The organism is Acinetobacter sp. YH12095 (genome assembly GCF_013419245.1).
Taxonomy (GTDB): domain Bacteria; phylum Pseudomonadota; class Gammaproteobacteria; order Pseudomonadales; family Moraxellaceae; genus Acinetobacter; species Acinetobacter towneri.
This window is the reverse complement of record NZ_VPAL01000010.1, coordinates 1-13689: the sequence shown is the minus strand read 5'-3', so window position 1 is coordinate 13689 and position 13689 is coordinate 1. Positions and strand designations below refer to the sequence as shown.

At 35.3% G+C, this 13689-nt stretch carries 13 protein-coding genes and 6 pseudogenes; 10 read left to right on the top strand and 9 right to left on the bottom strand.

The genetic code is table 11. From position 1 onward, the window contains the following. Positions 1-8: 8 nt before the first annotated feature. The 3 genes from FTU35_RS08345 (at position 9) to FTU35_RS08335 (ending at position 2746) form a co-directional block, all read left to right on the top strand. Positions 9-629: a hypothetical protein gene (locus tag FTU35_RS08345; RefSeq protein WP_154320123.1), complete on the top strand. Its 621-nt coding sequence runs from the start codon at positions 9-11 to the stop codon at positions 627-629. A gap of 154 nt (positions 630-783) precedes the next feature. Next, complete coding sequence (locus FTU35_RS08340) at positions 784-2238, top strand: hypothetical protein (protein ID WP_257224104.1); 1455 nt, start codon at positions 784-786, stop codon at positions 2236-2238. Then, entirely contained in the window at positions 2228-2746 is a 519-nt protein-coding gene (locus FTU35_RS08335) for a hypothetical protein (protein WP_154320120.1), read from the top strand. Before FTU35_RS08340 ends, FTU35_RS08335 begins: the two co-directional genes overlap by 11 nt. A gap of 120 nt (positions 2747-2866) precedes the next feature. Here the strand turns inward: FTU35_RS08335 and FTU35_RS08330 are convergent. Together FTU35_RS08330 and FTU35_RS08325 are read right to left on the bottom strand one after the other, a co-directional pair. Next, positions 2867-3130: pseudogene (locus FTU35_RS08330) on the bottom strand (integrase core domain-containing protein); the annotation flags it as partial. Between the two features lie 33 nt (positions 3131-3163). Then, a pseudogene (locus tag FTU35_RS08325) lies at positions 3164-3640 on the bottom strand (transposase); the annotation flags it as partial. A 490-nt stretch (positions 3641-4130) separates the two neighbouring features. Between FTU35_RS08325 and FTU35_RS13530 the strand changes: the two are divergent. Together FTU35_RS13530 and FTU35_RS08320 are read left to right on the top strand one after the other, a co-directional pair. After that, positions 4131-4232, top strand: a pseudogene (locus FTU35_RS13530) (recombinase); the annotation flags it as partial. 185 nt (positions 4233-4417) lie between these two features. Next, positions 4418-5617 carry an integrase arm-type DNA-binding domain-containing protein gene (locus FTU35_RS08320; protein ID WP_005245164.1) on the top strand — a complete coding sequence of 400 codons (1200 nt, stop codon included), beginning with the start codon at positions 4418-4420 and terminating at the stop codon, positions 5615-5617. A 41-nt stretch (positions 5618-5658) separates the two neighbouring features. Here the strand turns inward: FTU35_RS08320 and FTU35_RS08315 are convergent, their stop codons facing one another. Beyond that, positions 5659-6072, bottom strand: coding sequence for a Cd(II)/Pb(II)-responsive transcriptional regulator (locus FTU35_RS08315; RefSeq protein WP_005245163.1), 414 nt, complete (start codon positions 6070-6072; stop codon positions 5659-5661). A 79-nt stretch (positions 6073-6151) separates the two neighbouring features. Here FTU35_RS08315 and FTU35_RS08310 point away from each other — a divergent pair, with 79 nt between their 5' ends. Together FTU35_RS08310 and FTU35_RS08305 are read left to right on the top strand one after the other, a co-directional pair. Then, positions 6152-6883, top strand: a complete 732-nt coding sequence (locus FTU35_RS08310; RefSeq protein ID WP_005245162.1) for a transglutaminase family protein — start codon at positions 6152-6154, stop codon at positions 6881-6883. After that, on the top strand, positions 6870-7757 hold the full coding sequence (locus FTU35_RS08305; RefSeq protein ID WP_127800877.1) for a cation diffusion facilitator family transporter: 888 nt from the start codon (positions 6870-6872) through the stop codon (positions 7755-7757). Before FTU35_RS08310 ends, FTU35_RS08305 begins: the two co-directional genes overlap by 14 nt. A gap of 84 nt (positions 7758-7841) precedes the next feature. Here the strand turns inward: FTU35_RS08305 and FTU35_RS08300 are convergent. Then, a pseudogene (locus tag FTU35_RS08300) lies at positions 7842-8066 on the bottom strand (efflux RND transporter permease subunit); the annotation flags it as partial. Between FTU35_RS08300 and FTU35_RS08295 the strand changes: the two are divergent. Continuing rightward, positions 8066-8209, top strand: a pseudogene (locus FTU35_RS08295) (antitoxin HicB); the annotation flags it as partial. The pseudogenes FTU35_RS08300 and FTU35_RS08295 overlap by 1 nt on opposite strands. Before the next feature lie 252 nt (positions 8210-8461). On the opposite strand, the gene FTU35_RS08290 reads toward FTU35_RS08295, so the two are convergent. Further along, positions 8462-8713: a hypothetical protein gene (locus FTU35_RS08290; protein ID WP_004658363.1), complete on the bottom strand. Its 252-nt coding sequence runs from the start codon at positions 8711-8713 to the stop codon at positions 8462-8464. Between the two features lie 194 nt (positions 8714-8907). On the opposite strand from FTU35_RS08290, the gene FTU35_RS08285 reads away from it, so the two are divergent. Then, the gene (locus tag FTU35_RS08285) at positions 8908-9129 is read left to right on the top strand and encodes a helix-turn-helix transcriptional regulator (RefSeq protein WP_004658364.1); all 222 of its coding nucleotides are present in this window, start codon (positions 8908-8910) and stop codon (positions 9127-9129) included. 172 nt (positions 9130-9301) lie between these two features. On the opposite strand, the gene FTU35_RS08280 is transcribed toward FTU35_RS08285, so the two are convergent. Continuing rightward, positions 9302-10446, bottom strand: a protein-coding gene (locus FTU35_RS08280) for an IS3-like element ISAba14 family transposase (RefSeq protein WP_099046175.1) whose coding sequence is annotated in 2 segments (ribosomal slippage) — positions 9302-10182 and positions 10182-10446 — 1146 coding nt in all. Because the reading frame shifts where the segments join, the coding sequence is not laid out codon by codon here. 277 nt (positions 10447-10723) lie between these two features. On the opposite strand from FTU35_RS08280, the gene FTU35_RS08275 reads away from it, so the two are divergent. Next, a complete protein-coding gene (locus tag FTU35_RS08275; protein ID WP_038350081.1) occupies positions 10724-11512 on the top strand; it encodes an aminoglycoside adenylyltransferase domain-containing protein in 789 nt (262 codons plus the stop codon). Between the two features lie 126 nt (positions 11513-11638). Here the strand turns inward: FTU35_RS08275 and FTU35_RS08270 are convergent, their stop codons facing one another. The 3 genes and pseudogenes from FTU35_RS08270 to FTU35_RS08260 all read right to left on the bottom strand — a co-directional run. Beyond that, the gene (locus tag FTU35_RS08270; RefSeq protein ID WP_180064678.1) at positions 11639-12097 is read right to left on the bottom strand and encodes a DUF523 domain-containing protein; all 459 of its coding nucleotides are present in this window, start codon (positions 12095-12097) and stop codon (positions 11639-11641) included. A gap of 234 nt (positions 12098-12331) precedes the next feature. Next, positions 12332-13497 (bottom strand): IS3 family transposase gene (locus FTU35_RS08265; protein WP_119285041.1). Its coding sequence is split into 2 segments (ribosomal slippage): positions 12332-13239 and positions 13239-13497, totalling 1167 coding nucleotides; the frame shifts between segments, so codons are not numbered across the junction. A gap of 65 nt (positions 13498-13562) precedes the next feature. Beyond that, positions 13563-13689: pseudogene (locus FTU35_RS08260) on the bottom strand (sulfonamide-resistant dihydropteroate synthase Sul2); the annotation flags it as partial.

The window sequence follows — 13689 nt, the reverse complement described above, 5'->3', positions numbered from 1 at the left end:
GTATAGAGTTGGAACAGAAGATTATAGACTTATTAAATGAGATTCCTGATAGTGTCAATTATACAGATATAGCAGAGGACTTAGATGCTGAAGATATTTCAGTTAGCCGTATAGAACAGTTAAGAGAATTATTAACAAATTCGGATGACTATATTGTATTCCAAGCTGCTAAATTGTTGACATTTTGGGGAGATGATTATGGTTTTAATGCTTTAACTGCATTATTTGAAAACAATAAATTAAATGGTTTTATTGATCATAGGCTAAATGGTTATGATGATACATTGCAACATGTTCTTAGAGCATTTATTCGTTATTGGGCTGATAAATCTGACCATGGTCTAGGTACCTTAACAAGAAAAAAATTGTTTCCATATATTGTCAAAATAATAGAGCTTGCTAATACTCAACCTTTTGGAATAGATTCTTTATTTGGTTTAATAATCGATGAGGACTTCAAAGAATATATTCCATTTTTAAAAGAACATTTAATTTCAATCATTGATCATCCAGAAATACATGGTTGGAAAATTCATGATGTTATTGAGTTATTTTTAAAAATTGAACCTGATTTTGTATATAAATTATTGGATGAAAAAGGAAAGACGTTAAAGGATTTTAATTTTTGAAATTAATGTATCGACCAGTATTGGTATTCCACAAAAGGGAACTAAAGAAGCTTCTACAGCTCCAAAAGGTTCAACGACCATTGGTATCAATAGCAGCGGGCAAGAAACAGAACAACTGACCAAGGCAACCTTAGGTCAAGGTACTGTGACGAATGTGAAAGATACCACCAACCGTGATATCAACAATACCCAAGAAATTACTCGTGATCAGACCACAGGTATGCTGGATGGTTCAGTAACGATTGATCATCGATTACTGACAGAAGCTGGACGACAGGAGATTATTCAAGAACAGAAGGATTTGCCAGAGAATTTCCGTCAAAGTGCAGAAAATTTAGCACAAGCCTTACCAGCGGGTGAGTATAAAGATAAGGCTTTACAAACACTAAATAATATTCAGGCAAGGCTTTACAATTTACCAAGTGAATATAAAGAAACGGGTGTAGTTGGTGACAAAGTTGCAAGTGAATTGCTCAAACGAGGGATAGAGCCAAAAGAAGTTGAAGCTTTATTTTCTAAATTAGATTTTTTCTATGCAGCAAAAGAGTTTAGTGAAATTCAGAGTCAACTAGATACATTAGCTCAATCTGGTGTTGGTTTAGAAACGATTTTTAAACAACCTAAAATAGGCGTAAATGAACAAGAAGTAATTTATGCGAAAGGAACTGACATTGAGACAAAAGTTACGACCCAAACCACAGTTGGTATGACGATATTAAGCAATATTGCTGATTTAGGAAATAATATAAAGCAGATTAGTGAAGATACTGGAGTTGATTTAGGTACTGTTCAACTTGCGGTAGGACTAATGATTTCAGGCCCAGTCCGTTTAGCAATTGAGACAGGAAAATCTTTAGCTTTAGATAGTGCGGTAGGAGCTGAAATAGCTCAAGGATTTGATGCGCTGGCGACATCATTAACTGCCGCCGCTCATGTTACCAATTCAAATACGATTAATAATTGGACTAATTCAGAGAAAGTTAAAGAAATTGAAGCCTCAACATCTGAAAATAAATTAGATGAATTGAAATTTGCAAATGAAATTGAAAAAAATAAACAAGGTGCAGAATATTTAATTAATGCTGTGGCTGGAGTTGTAGGTGCTGGAGTAGGTAAAGGTGTCACTAAGGGGAAAGATGCTGATATTGAAATAAATCAAAAGCAATCTCTTGATGTGGGATGGGTTGATAATTATGGAAATCAAAAGAAAGTCACTGGAGATGGAACCGTGGCTAGAGATCATCAGCCGTCTAAAGCTGCATTATTAAAGAGAGCTGAAGACTTAAAGGAAGCGCCCTTAACTCAAGCAGAGAAAAATCGTATTATTAATGAAGGAATGAGTGTAACTGTACCAAATGAGGTGCATGCCGCAGGTCCAACCTATGCAGGAAAAAATAATAAAGGACTCATTGAAAATGATGCAAATGATTTACAAGCAGCACAAATTAGGGATTCTGAGGCAATGATAGATAATGCAAAAAAATTAACGCCTGAGTACGTTACAAAGTTGCAAGAAGCATGTACTACATTGAGCTGTAAAAATAATGCTGATTATGATAAATTTTTGAAAAATATTATGGATGAGGAGGCGAGAAAGAATGACAAATAAGTTTATTGATCATTTAATATCACTGTTGGGTAAGTCAAATATTGATGAAAAATTAGTTGATTTTTTTGTTAAAAATCAATTTGTGAAAAGTCAAGAGGAAATTAAATTACCAATTTATGATGAAGATGGTGATTTATTGGATGAGTATAATTTTTATATTAGTAAATATGATGAGGGATTGGGTTTTATATTTACTGATGAGTCTTTTTATTTAAATCAGGAGGACAAACCCATAACTGGTGAAAAAATATACTTAACGACTATATTTTTTTATAATGATGGTGTGGAAGGCTTTTCTCAATATAAACAAGAACTGCCATTTAATTTAAAATTTTCAATGAATAAAGCTGAAATTGAAAATATATTAGGAGTGCCATTATTTATTAAGAATGATGATGGCGTGGTTAGAAGCCAAAAATGGAAAATTGAAGATATTCCATTTACAATATATATTTCATATAACAATATAGGTGAGATTAGATATATTTCATTAAGTATTCCTTACTGATTTAGTTAAAGTCGTTCCTACCCTATTTTGAATAAAAAAGCGGTTCTTTATTTAAAATGGAGCTACATTAATAGTTTTTAAGGTAATCCTTCAATAAATAACCGAAGTTAAAAGTAGAGGTTAAGCAGCCATTAGAGGTGGCTTTCCTTTGTTAGCTTGATGTGGTCTTTCATGGTTGTAATGCCACAACCAGTTTGTTGCATAATCTTGTACTTCATCCAAAGTATCAAATAAATGCTTGCTCAGCCAACTATAACGTATGGTCCGATTATAGTGTTCAATATACGCATTCTGCTGTGGCTTACCCGGTTGAATATATTCAATACGAATACCGTGCTCAGTAGCCCAGCGCACAAATTCGTGACTGATAAATTCGGGACCTGAGATACCGTCTTGGTAGTCAATCAGGTTTTGAGATTATTCGACCACTAAATAATCTCTTCGATAGGCAGTCTGATGTTTTAAAACGCCATAACACAGATGTATAAGCTTGCGCATTGCAGCACCTAAAGCACACATTTTATTTTTACCCTGGCTTAATAATCGTTGATATAAAGCTTCAATGTGTGGATTATATTTAATCGCTGTTAATGCCGACATATACAATACTGAGCGTATTTTACTGTCACCTGCTTTTGATAAGTGACTTTGCTTGTTGACTGAACTGCCAGACAACTGATGTACTGGAACCAAACCTACATATGCAGCAGCTTGACTTGCTTTTTCAAACTTGTGCGAATGAAATAACCCCAACAGTAATAAGCCTGATCGTTCACCGATTGAAGGAATAGTTTGCAGTAATTTCAAATCCTGTTTCAATGTTGGATCTTGATCTATGTGATTATTTATTAACTTATCAATATGTTCAAGTTGCCGATTTAAATAGGCTTTGTTGCATAAACATTTTGCAAGGCACTGATTTTTAAAGGTTTGTGAAAATTTCAACCTAAGAATAAATTTAATAAAATCATATTCTTAGGTATTTGTGCAACAAAGCCGATCCGAATCGGAAGCCAAAAAGCTTTTGGGGCAGATTATTAGGACGGAAGTGAATTCATAGTAACTGTCCAAATGAAAGAAGAATCAGTGTCCTTTACGATAAGAATATGCAATTTATCTAAGAATTATATTGCTGAATAAGCTTTTAAGAATATAGGTTTGGGCAATAAAGCCTTTAAATTCTATTACTGAATAAACCCTAAGTGGCCGATTTGGAATAGGAATGAGTGGTAGGGTGCGAATAGGAATAGGTGGTAGGTTTATGCTGGAATATGCATTGAGTCCAATCCTTGATCGTGGAGACTATTGTATTAGAAACAATAGCAGACCTAAAAGGCTTTACTGGTATCCATTGATTATTCAATAACATTAAATAGAGCCGTGAGACGTTGAAAGGCTCACAGAGTGGGAGGTAAAGTATATCCTCATCTCTCGTAAAACAGCTGACGAAGTCCGAGATAGAATCATTGCGTCAAAAAAAACGTGATATTTGAGAACTAAAAAAGAAGTGGTACTCCTACTGGTTACTAAAATTAAAGTATATTGAATAATAAATTTATAAAACAATACTTTACAAATCTATATGATGCGTAGTGTACGCATCATACATAAAGCGTTCTATTTTGATATAATTGATCCAATCAACCCATTGTTAGGTTTCATTTAAATTCCATGAGTCTTACTGAAATTAAAGTTCGCCAAGCTCATTGTAAGGAAAAAACCAGTTTTTTATCCGATGAAGATGGGCTTAGCCTGAAGATTGAGCCGAGTGGAAGAAAATCTTGGTGCTATCGCTATACAGATCCACAAACTAAAAAACGTCGACGCATTCAGTTAGGTCGTTATCCTGATTTATCGCTGAAAAAGGCACGACAAGTCAGAGATGACTTTAAAGACAATGATTTCTGTTTTGAACAAGATACTGCCTCTAATGTCATCACCTTTGGTAAGGTCGGGGAGGAGTGGTTACAGTTCAAACTGAAAAATGCCTTCAACGATCTACCCCGCTGTGGTGTACTACAGTTAGCAGAAAGATGCTTACAGCAAGATATTTATCCAGACCTTCAGGATCTACCTTTTCAAAACATCAAGCGTTATGACCTGGTTTCAGTAATCAAAAAAATAGAGGGACGCCAAGTAAAAGAACCTGTCAAGAAAGCTTGTAGTTATTTGAACCAAATTTATGACTACGCTGTAGCGATGGGTTATTGTGAATTCAACATCGCGCATGGTTTAAATAAAATCGCCATTAACAGTAAAATCAAGAAAAATTATCCGTATTTGAAAGCGGAGGATATATCTGATTTTAAGTATAAATTACAAAAATTGGATGCCCATCCGATTATTAAAAAAGCACTGCTGTTCAAATTACATACTGGCGTGCGAGGGGCTGAATTGTTATTGGCTGAGCCTCATCATTTTGATTTAAATGAAAAAGTCTGGAAAATACCTGCCTTGCATATTAAACAGTTTCGACGAAAAGTCATATTAGGCCATGAGATTCCCGACTTCTTAGTTCCACTTTCAGATCAGGCTTTAGATATTTTAAAAGACGTCATGCAATGGTCATACGGTGAAAAGTACATTTTTGCTAGCCCACGGAAACATAATCAACCGATTCATTTTAATACATTAAATATGGCTATACGTAAGATGGGCTATGGAAAACATCAATTATCCTCTCATGGACTACGTTCCACTTTTAGTACCATTTTGAATGACTCAGGTTTGTTCCAGGATAACTGGATTGAGGCACAACTTTCACATATTGATAAGAACCGTACCCGTGCCAGCTATAATCACGCTGACTATTTAGCCCAGCGGACTGAAATGATGCAGTGGTGGGGTGATTATTTAAGTACTGCTAAGTGAAAATCGTACTTTTATACATAGACTTAAAACATTATGGGGTTTCAAATGGATAGTAAACAATATACTTGCCGTGTTACATGGTCAGCAGAATATAATGAGTATGTTGGGTTGTTCGAACCACAAGCACTAGCCATTTGTTGTAATTCAGCTTTAAGCGCCCTTAATTCTTTCATGCGTTTATTCACTAGTGCAAGTTGCTGATCAATTAATGCATTAACGCTAGAGCAGCTTTCTTCTGGCTTATTTTTTAATTCGATAAGACGTTTAATATCATTGAGTGATATATCTAGGCTGCGACAATGCTTTACGAATTCCAATTGTTTAAGTGCTTTGCTATCATACAGCCTGAAATTACCTTCTGAACGATTTGGATTTAACAGTAATCCTTCTCTTTCATAATATCTAATCGTTTGTATTGAACAGCCCGATTTTTTTGACAATTCGCCTATTTTCATCAATTTCCCCCAGACATTTGACTCTATAGTTACTATAGAGTCTATAGTATAAGTATGCAACGAAAAGGATATATAAAAAATGACTGAGAAATATTTAAACAATACGAATATCGTTAATTTTGAACACAAAGATATCCAATCCTTGATCGATCAACGTAGGTGGAAAAACTTGGATAACTTCAACAAAATTGGTGCCGCTTATCAGTTTGTAAAAGATGAGATTTTCTTTGGTTATAATGAAAGCGATGATATTGCAGCAAGCGATGTGCTAGCAGATGGTTATGGACAATGTAATACTAAGGGTAATCTGTTAATGGCACTATTGCGTGGACTAGGCATTCAATGCCGATTTCATGGGTTTACCATAGACCAGCAACTACAAAAAGGTGCTATCCCAAGCTATGTATTTTGGTTAGCACCTAAATACATCATTCATAGTTGGGTAGAAGTTTACTTTGAAGGGCGTTGGATAAACTTAGAGGGCTTTATATTGGATGAGCAATACTTAAGCTCTCTACAGGAGAAATTTGACCAAGTAAAAGATGATTTTTGTGGTTATGGTGTTGCAACAAAGTGCTTTTCATCACCAGATACAGATTGGCGTGGAGAAAATACCTATATTCAAAAAGAAGGTATTCATGATGACTTTGGGCTTTATGATTCCCCTGATGAGTTCTATCTCGAAAAAGGGACTAACTTGTCGGGGTTCAAACGCTGGATATATCAACGCTTGATACGTCACTTGATTAATATGAATGTATCAAAACTAAGAAATAGAAAAGTACTAGAGGTACAAAATGCACAACCATAATCATAGTCATCAACATGGTAAAGATGACCGTATTGGTTGGGCATTTTTCCTTAATGTGACATTCACTATTATCGAATTTATAGGTGGTTGGCTCACTAACAGTACGGCGATAATGGCAGATGCAGTTCACGATCTTGGTGATAGTCTTTCAATAGGTTTTGCGTGGATTTTAAGTCGTTTTTCAGATAAAGAAGCATCAGATAAGTTTAGTTATGGTTATCGTAGACTTACTCTCTTTGGCGCATTGATAAACAGTATTGTTTTAATCATTGGCTCAATTTGGATTTTATTTGAAGCAATTCCAAAGCTGTCCAATCCTGAAATGCCTGTAGTCGAGGGGATGTTAGGGCTAGCGATACTCGGCGTTGCCGTTAACGGATATGCTGTATTAAAATTAAAAGCGGGTGAAACATTAAATGAGAAAGTGCTGACATGGCACCTTCTTGAAGATGTACTTGGATGGGTTGCCGTTCTTATAGTCTCTATCGTACTGTTGTTCGCTGAACTGCCGATATTAGATCCCCTTTTATCAATAGGGTTCACGCTGTTCATCTTGTTTAATGTTTTCAAAAACCTGAAATCAACACTCGTTTTATTTCTTCAAGCTGCACCCGATAAAGAGACTCAAAAGCGTATTAAACTATCACTAATGGAATTTCCTGAAGTTAATGGTATCCACCACATGCACTTTTGGTCACTAGATGGTGAAAGTCACGTTTTAACAGCGCACCTTGAGCTGAGTGACAACTTTGACGTTAAAGAATTAATTAGGCTTAAACAAGAAGTTGCAGCTAAATTATCTTCCTATCATTTATCGCATACAACGATAGAGTTTGAGTTTTTAAATGAAAATTGTCGGGATGAAGCGCAGTAAGCTTTATCAATAAAATGTTGGGCATACAATATTAAAAGCAGCTTAATTAGGCATAACCTAGTAATTAAGCTGCTTTTTTTGATTTTAAATTTCGTCGGATTGCTGTTTGCTACTCTCAGAGCCATGCGCCCATTGATATAAAATAGGCAATACAAACAAAGTTAAAATTGTAGAAGATACAATACCGCCGATAACAACTGTTGCTAGTGGTCGTTGTACTTCTGCACCAATTCCAGTGTTTAACGCCATTGGAATAAAACCTAAACTTGCGACCAGTGCCGTCATTAAAATAGGTCTTAAACGAATGATGTGCTGAGTTTCCATCATTGTCTTGGCTTGATGCGGATCAGTCTAAAGCATTCTCAGGAATAGAGGAGCTCGTTGCTGATGTTGTCGCTGATATGATTAGCAATAATGAAAAAGTTCCTACACCACTCTCCGGGAAAATATAGTAGGCAGTTTGTTGTCCTTGTTCTCAGTGGTTCAACAAAAACTAGCCCTCGAAGCCGCAGAACGTGGCGTGGACATAAATTGTTTAGTATCAGTAAAAAGAGCGATGTAATTTTAGTACGAGTGAGTGATAGAGCAGGAACCTATGCTTCATATATTCAGTAAATGGTATGTTTTTGAATTAATAGGTATTTTTAAATAAAGCTTTCTTTGATTTAGTGCTTTTTATTTAATAAATTAATTTTAAAAACAACTTAGGCTAATTGATAAACACTATCTGGAAAGATTAAAAGAAAATATTTTTTAATTTCTGCTAATTCATTTAAGGCAGGTTCCCTTTCAAGCAGTTGAAATGTCCAAATAAGTACAGCCTGATGATTATCATAGCAAGTATTTACTCCAAGAAAATTAGCCATTCCATAACTTCTATTGATGTTCATTTCTTTAATTAATTGATTTCCTAAGTCACGAGCTTGCTGGCTGATCAATAACTCATTTGGTAACACGGCGGTCATCTCCACAAAATAATCTAATGCAGGTTCAATCCTTATATTTAAAAAGTTATAATTTAGTTGAAATGGATAAAATATACTTTCTATAAGTTGTAATAACCTGCTGTAGGTTAATTTTAGCAAAGTATTACTCAGTCAACAACTTCAAATAACCCACAGCAAGTTATTTTTTGTAAATTAATTTAAATATGATTACTTGTAAGTTATCTAGCCTCATGGGCGATAGAAAAATTTTAAAATTAAGTGAAGTGGTGCATGCAACAGGTATCAATCGCAACACGCTCACAAGTATGTATTATGACCGTGCTGTACGTATTGAATTACCAGTCGCCGATAAGTTGTGTAAGTACTTTAACTGTACGATGAATGATTTGTTTGAGTTTAAGGAAGAAGTTGAAGAAAAAGATTAACTTAATACTTCGTTTGATAAGTTTTTCGAAGAAAAAGACTAGCCAATACTTAGTTTGATAAGTTTTTCTCTGCAGATCTAATATTGAATTTTATAAAATATCATTACAAACAGAGGTGGTTCCACTTGTTTGAACAACTAAAAGCGTATTTATAAGTGATATTCCGCTCTAGTTAAGCCACCTTGTTTTGTTGGGGTAGCTGATCATAGTAAAACTCATTTGGTGTCATTTTGTCTAGACTCGAATGAGGTCGTTTCAGATTATAAAACTCAAAATATGCACTCAATTGCTTTTTCGCATCTGTGACACTGCTATAAGCTTTGAGATACACCTCTTCATATTTAACGCTCCGCCATAATCGTTCAACCATCACATTATCTACCCATCGACCTTTACCATCCATACTGATTTGAATGCCATTTGATTTCAATACATCAATAAATGCATCACTGGTGAACTGACTGCCTTGGTCTGTATTCAATATTTCAGGTGATCCATATTTTTCAATCGCTTCATTTAAAGCCGAAATACAAAAATCCACCTCCATACTAATCGATACCCTATGCGCAAGTACCTTGCGGCTATGCCAATCAATCACAGCACATAAATAAACAAAGCCTTTTGCCATAGGGATATACGTTATATCAGTAGACCACACTTGATTACTGCGCTGAATAGCCAATCCTTTGAGCAGATATGGATATTTACGGTGAGCTTGATTAGCCTGGCTTAAATTTGGTTTGCAATATAACGCCTGAATACCCATTTTCTTCATTAAAGTACGTGTATGACGTCGTCCTATATGATGCCCTTGACGATTCAACAAATCACGCATCATACGACTGCCTGCAAAAGGATATTGCATATGTAATTCATCAATACATCGCATCAGCTTCAGATCTGATGAGCTAACAGGTTTTGGGCGATAATAATAACAACCACGAGAGACTTTCAGTAACTTAGCTTGTTTAGATACTGAAATCTGAAGTGAGTGATCGATTAACTTTTGTGGTTGAAGCGGCCCAGTTTCTTCAACACACCTTCTAAAAAATCAATTTCTAATGCCTGCTCACCGATTTTTGCATGTAACTTTTTAAGATCAATGGGAGGTTCTGATGGAGCTTTTGATTGATCGAAAGCTTGTGAGGAAGCTGAGATCAATTGATTTTTCCAGTCAATAATTTGGTTTTGATGAACATCAAACTCAGAACTCAATTCAGCAAGTGTTTTTTCTGCTTTGATCGCAGCAAGTGCTACCTTAGCCTTAAAGTCGTTTGAATGATTTCTTCTTGGTCTACGTGCCATAAAATACTCCATATATTGATGTTTATAACATCATTTGAGGAGCAGAGTATCACTTATAGGAGTTGTTCAAATTTCCGGATCCATCTCTAAGTGAGGAGGAAATGACTCTTACTATTCAGATGTTGTTTCAAGCTTTTTTTGATTGATAGAGTTTTATGTATTAAACTCTATATTGAAAGTAAATATATTGTAAAAATAGTATGTTATTTACTAATTGATTAAATTATTTACACTTATTCTGTATAATGCTCTATGAATTCATTACTTATTTTTTTAAATTAAAAATCATATGCAAAGCTTAAATGATGAAGAGTGTCGCCAAGTTGAAAGTGTAAAACAGCTTTTACAAAAAAATTTTAAAGATAAGCTTTATGCTATTTATTTATATGGTTCGTATGTTGATGGTGGTTTAAAACATAAAAGTGATCTTGATATTTTAGTTATTATTGAACGTGAAATTACCGATCAGGAAAGAAAACAATTAGCGCAGAATTTTCTAAATATATCTGTTCCGATTGGTCATGCTACAGCGCGTGCCTTAGAAATTACGATATTAGAAAAAGGGAGTATTACCAATAAAAATCATCCATATACATATCAGCTACAATATGGCGAGTGGTTGAGAGAAGAATTACTCAAAGGTGAATTACTTTATAGTCAATCTGATCCAGATATTAGTATTTTACTTAAAACTGCCCAATTACATAACATTACTATCTTTGGACCTGATATTTGCGATTGGTTAAATCCAATTAGCTATGAACAATTAATATTTGCCATGCAAAAAACTTATCCACAAATTATTGCTCATTGGAAAGACGATCAGGATGAATGTAATCAAATTTTAGCGCTATGCCGTATAGCTTATACATTAGATCATAAAACAATAGTTGCCAAGGATGTTGCTGCGACATGGTTTTTAGAATTCTTAAGTCAGATAGATCAAGACATTTTGCAACTCATAATAGATGAATATATTGGGCAAGGTCATGAGCAATGTTGGTTAGTTTTACATGATCAGCTTGCTAAAATTGTTAAAGAATTACAGCATAAAATTGAACCACTACTTTTTAACTGATGTGGAAGTAATGGATATGCTTCTTAGATTATTACCTCACTATATCTCTAAATACCGAAGAGACTTGATATTGCAAAGGGGGGCGTGGTTGGAGTTGCATGAAGATTTTAAATAAAAGCGGAGGAACTAGGGTAAAAGTTGCCAAAAAGTTTCTTCTGAAATGACTTTTATATTATGACGTTTAAGCAAAGCGGAGATAACTCCATTGCCATAGATCTTATTCCCATTAAATTGACCATCGTAAATCATTGAACTACCACATGAAGGGCTATTTTCTTTAAGCACTACCAGAGTAGCTTTTAATAATTGAACTTTTTTTAAAGTTCTATATGCCCCTTCAATATAGATTGAAGTCACATCCTTTCCTGATTTTTCAATTACACAGGCTTTTCCATCTAAGACATCATCGCCATTACCTCCCGAAATCTCGGCAGGTTCGCGTGGTGTTGATAAACCGCCAAGAATCTCTGGACATACCATAGTAGCTTTTCCATCTTTGACTAATTTTTCGATTTTTTCGTTTAAGCTATGCGTCCCGTTATAACGTACCTTTAAGCCAGCCAGACAAGAACTTACTAAAATCATATTTCCTCTATGAAAAAGATATGTATCGATTTGCTATTTAGCCAGTACCTATTATTTTTTAAAATTAATAGGTTAGTGCTATGGATAAAACAAGAATTTAAATATGATCAATGCAAAGTGAGTTATTTTTTTTCTAACCCACAAAGCTTATAGATTAGTTTGATCCTTTTTGTTTAGAAAATTTATCAACAGTGATGTGTGCTGAATTAGCAGGAGACTTTCACTTGGGAGATTCTAGGCAGCTAACCGATAAAAGTCTTCTGCCATTTGATTTGGTGTCTTAAAATCCAAGCCTTTTTGAATTCTTCGCTGATTATAAAATAACTCTATATATTTTGTAATATCCGCTTTGGCTTCTTCCCTTGTTTTGTAGTTGCGATGATGGACTAGTTCATTTTTGAGTATGCCCCAGAAACTCTCTATCGGTGCATTATCAAAGCAGTCGCCTTTTTTGCTCATTGAACCCTGAAAATCAAATTTCTCAAGTAAGTTTCGATATTCATTACTGCAATATTGGCTGCCTCTATCTGAATGTACAATGAGATCTTTAGCAGGTTTCTGATTGCGAATAGCCATATTCAATGCATCACAAACAAGCTTGGCTGTCATGCGCTCATTTAAGCTATAGCCAACAACCTGTTTCGTGTAAAGATCTTTGACAGCTGCCAAGTACAACCAGCCCTCAGCCGTCCAAATGTAGGTAATGTCACTCGACCACGCAAGATTAGGCTTCGTCATTGAAAACTGTTGCTTGAGTAAATTGTCATAAATAGAACGGTTGTGATCACTGTTCGTGGTTCTTTTGAAACGCTTATGGCGCTTACAATACAACTGATTTGATTTTTTTATTTGGCGCACAGCATACGTACTTATTTTGATACCTTGCGCTTGTAAATGCTTGGTTAATCGAACATAGCCATAGCTTTGTTTGGTTTCTTCATGGGCTATTTTGACCAAAATTGTCTGCTGATTTCGCTGAATTGATCTTTTACTCATGCCTCGCTTTAGCCAATCATAAAAGCGAGAAACGGATACACGAAGTAATCGAGCCATTAAAATAATCGGAAATAAGTGGCTTTGCGATTTCATATAGGCGTACCTCACTGACTTTCTTTGGCAAAGTACGCTGCTGCCTTTTTTAAAAATTCACGTTCCATTTCAGCTGTTTTGAGCTGTTGTTTAAGCTTCTTATTTTCTTCGAGTAAGGCGTTTAGATCGGGCGAATACTGTTTTGTGCCTGCTAAAGTTCCAGCCTTTGCTTTGTTATTCCAGTTCGAAAGGGTTTGCATTGAAATGCCAAGTTGTCTAGCGGATTCCGATACATTACCTTGGTTCTCTTCAATGGCTTTTATGGCTTCAGCTTTAAATTCTGCGGTGTAAGTCTTCTGTTTCTTGCTCATGGTAAACTCCTAATGAGTATGTATAGTTTACCAAGTTAAACCCTCCTGTTTTTTAAGCACACATCATCGAAGCGCAGCCGCAATTCATCGAACCGCGCCAGCACCGAGAGCGAGGTTTCGGGAGCAGCCCCCAGAAAAAACCCCATGCCGGGATCAAGGACAAGGCGGTTGCGTTTGATACCGGCACCCGTC

What these genes read in the sequence shown, in the direction of transcription:
- FTU35_RS08335 (WP_154320120.1), top strand. Translation starts at nt 2,228, where the DNA reads ATGACAAATAAGTTTATTGATCATTTAATATCACTGTTGGGTAAGTCA.
- FTU35_RS08320 (WP_005245164.1), top strand. Translation starts at nt 4,418, where the DNA reads ATGAGTCTTACTGAAATTAAAGTTCGCCAAGCTCATTGTAAGGAAAAA.
- FTU35_RS08315 (WP_005245163.1), bottom strand. Translation starts at nt 6,072, where the DNA reads ATGAAAATAGGCGAATTGTCAAAAAAATCGGGCTGTTCAATACAAACG.
- FTU35_RS08310 (WP_005245162.1), top strand. Translation starts at nt 6,152, where the DNA reads ATGACTGAGAAATATTTAAACAATACGAATATCGTTAATTTTGAACAC.
- FTU35_RS08305 (WP_127800877.1), top strand. Translation starts at nt 6,870, where the DNA reads ATGCACAACCATAATCATAGTCATCAACATGGTAAAGATGACCGTATT.
- FTU35_RS08285 (WP_004658364.1), top strand. Translation starts at nt 8,908, where the DNA reads ATGATTACTTGTAAGTTATCTAGCCTCATGGGCGATAGAAAAATTTTA.
- FTU35_RS08275 (WP_038350081.1), top strand. Translation starts at nt 10,724, where the DNA reads ATGCAAAGCTTAAATGATGAAGAGTGTCGCCAAGTTGAAAGTGTAAAA.
- FTU35_RS08270 (WP_180064678.1), bottom strand. Translation starts at nt 12,097, where the DNA reads ATGATTTTAGTAAGTTCTTGTCTGGCTGGCTTAAAGGTACGTTATAAC.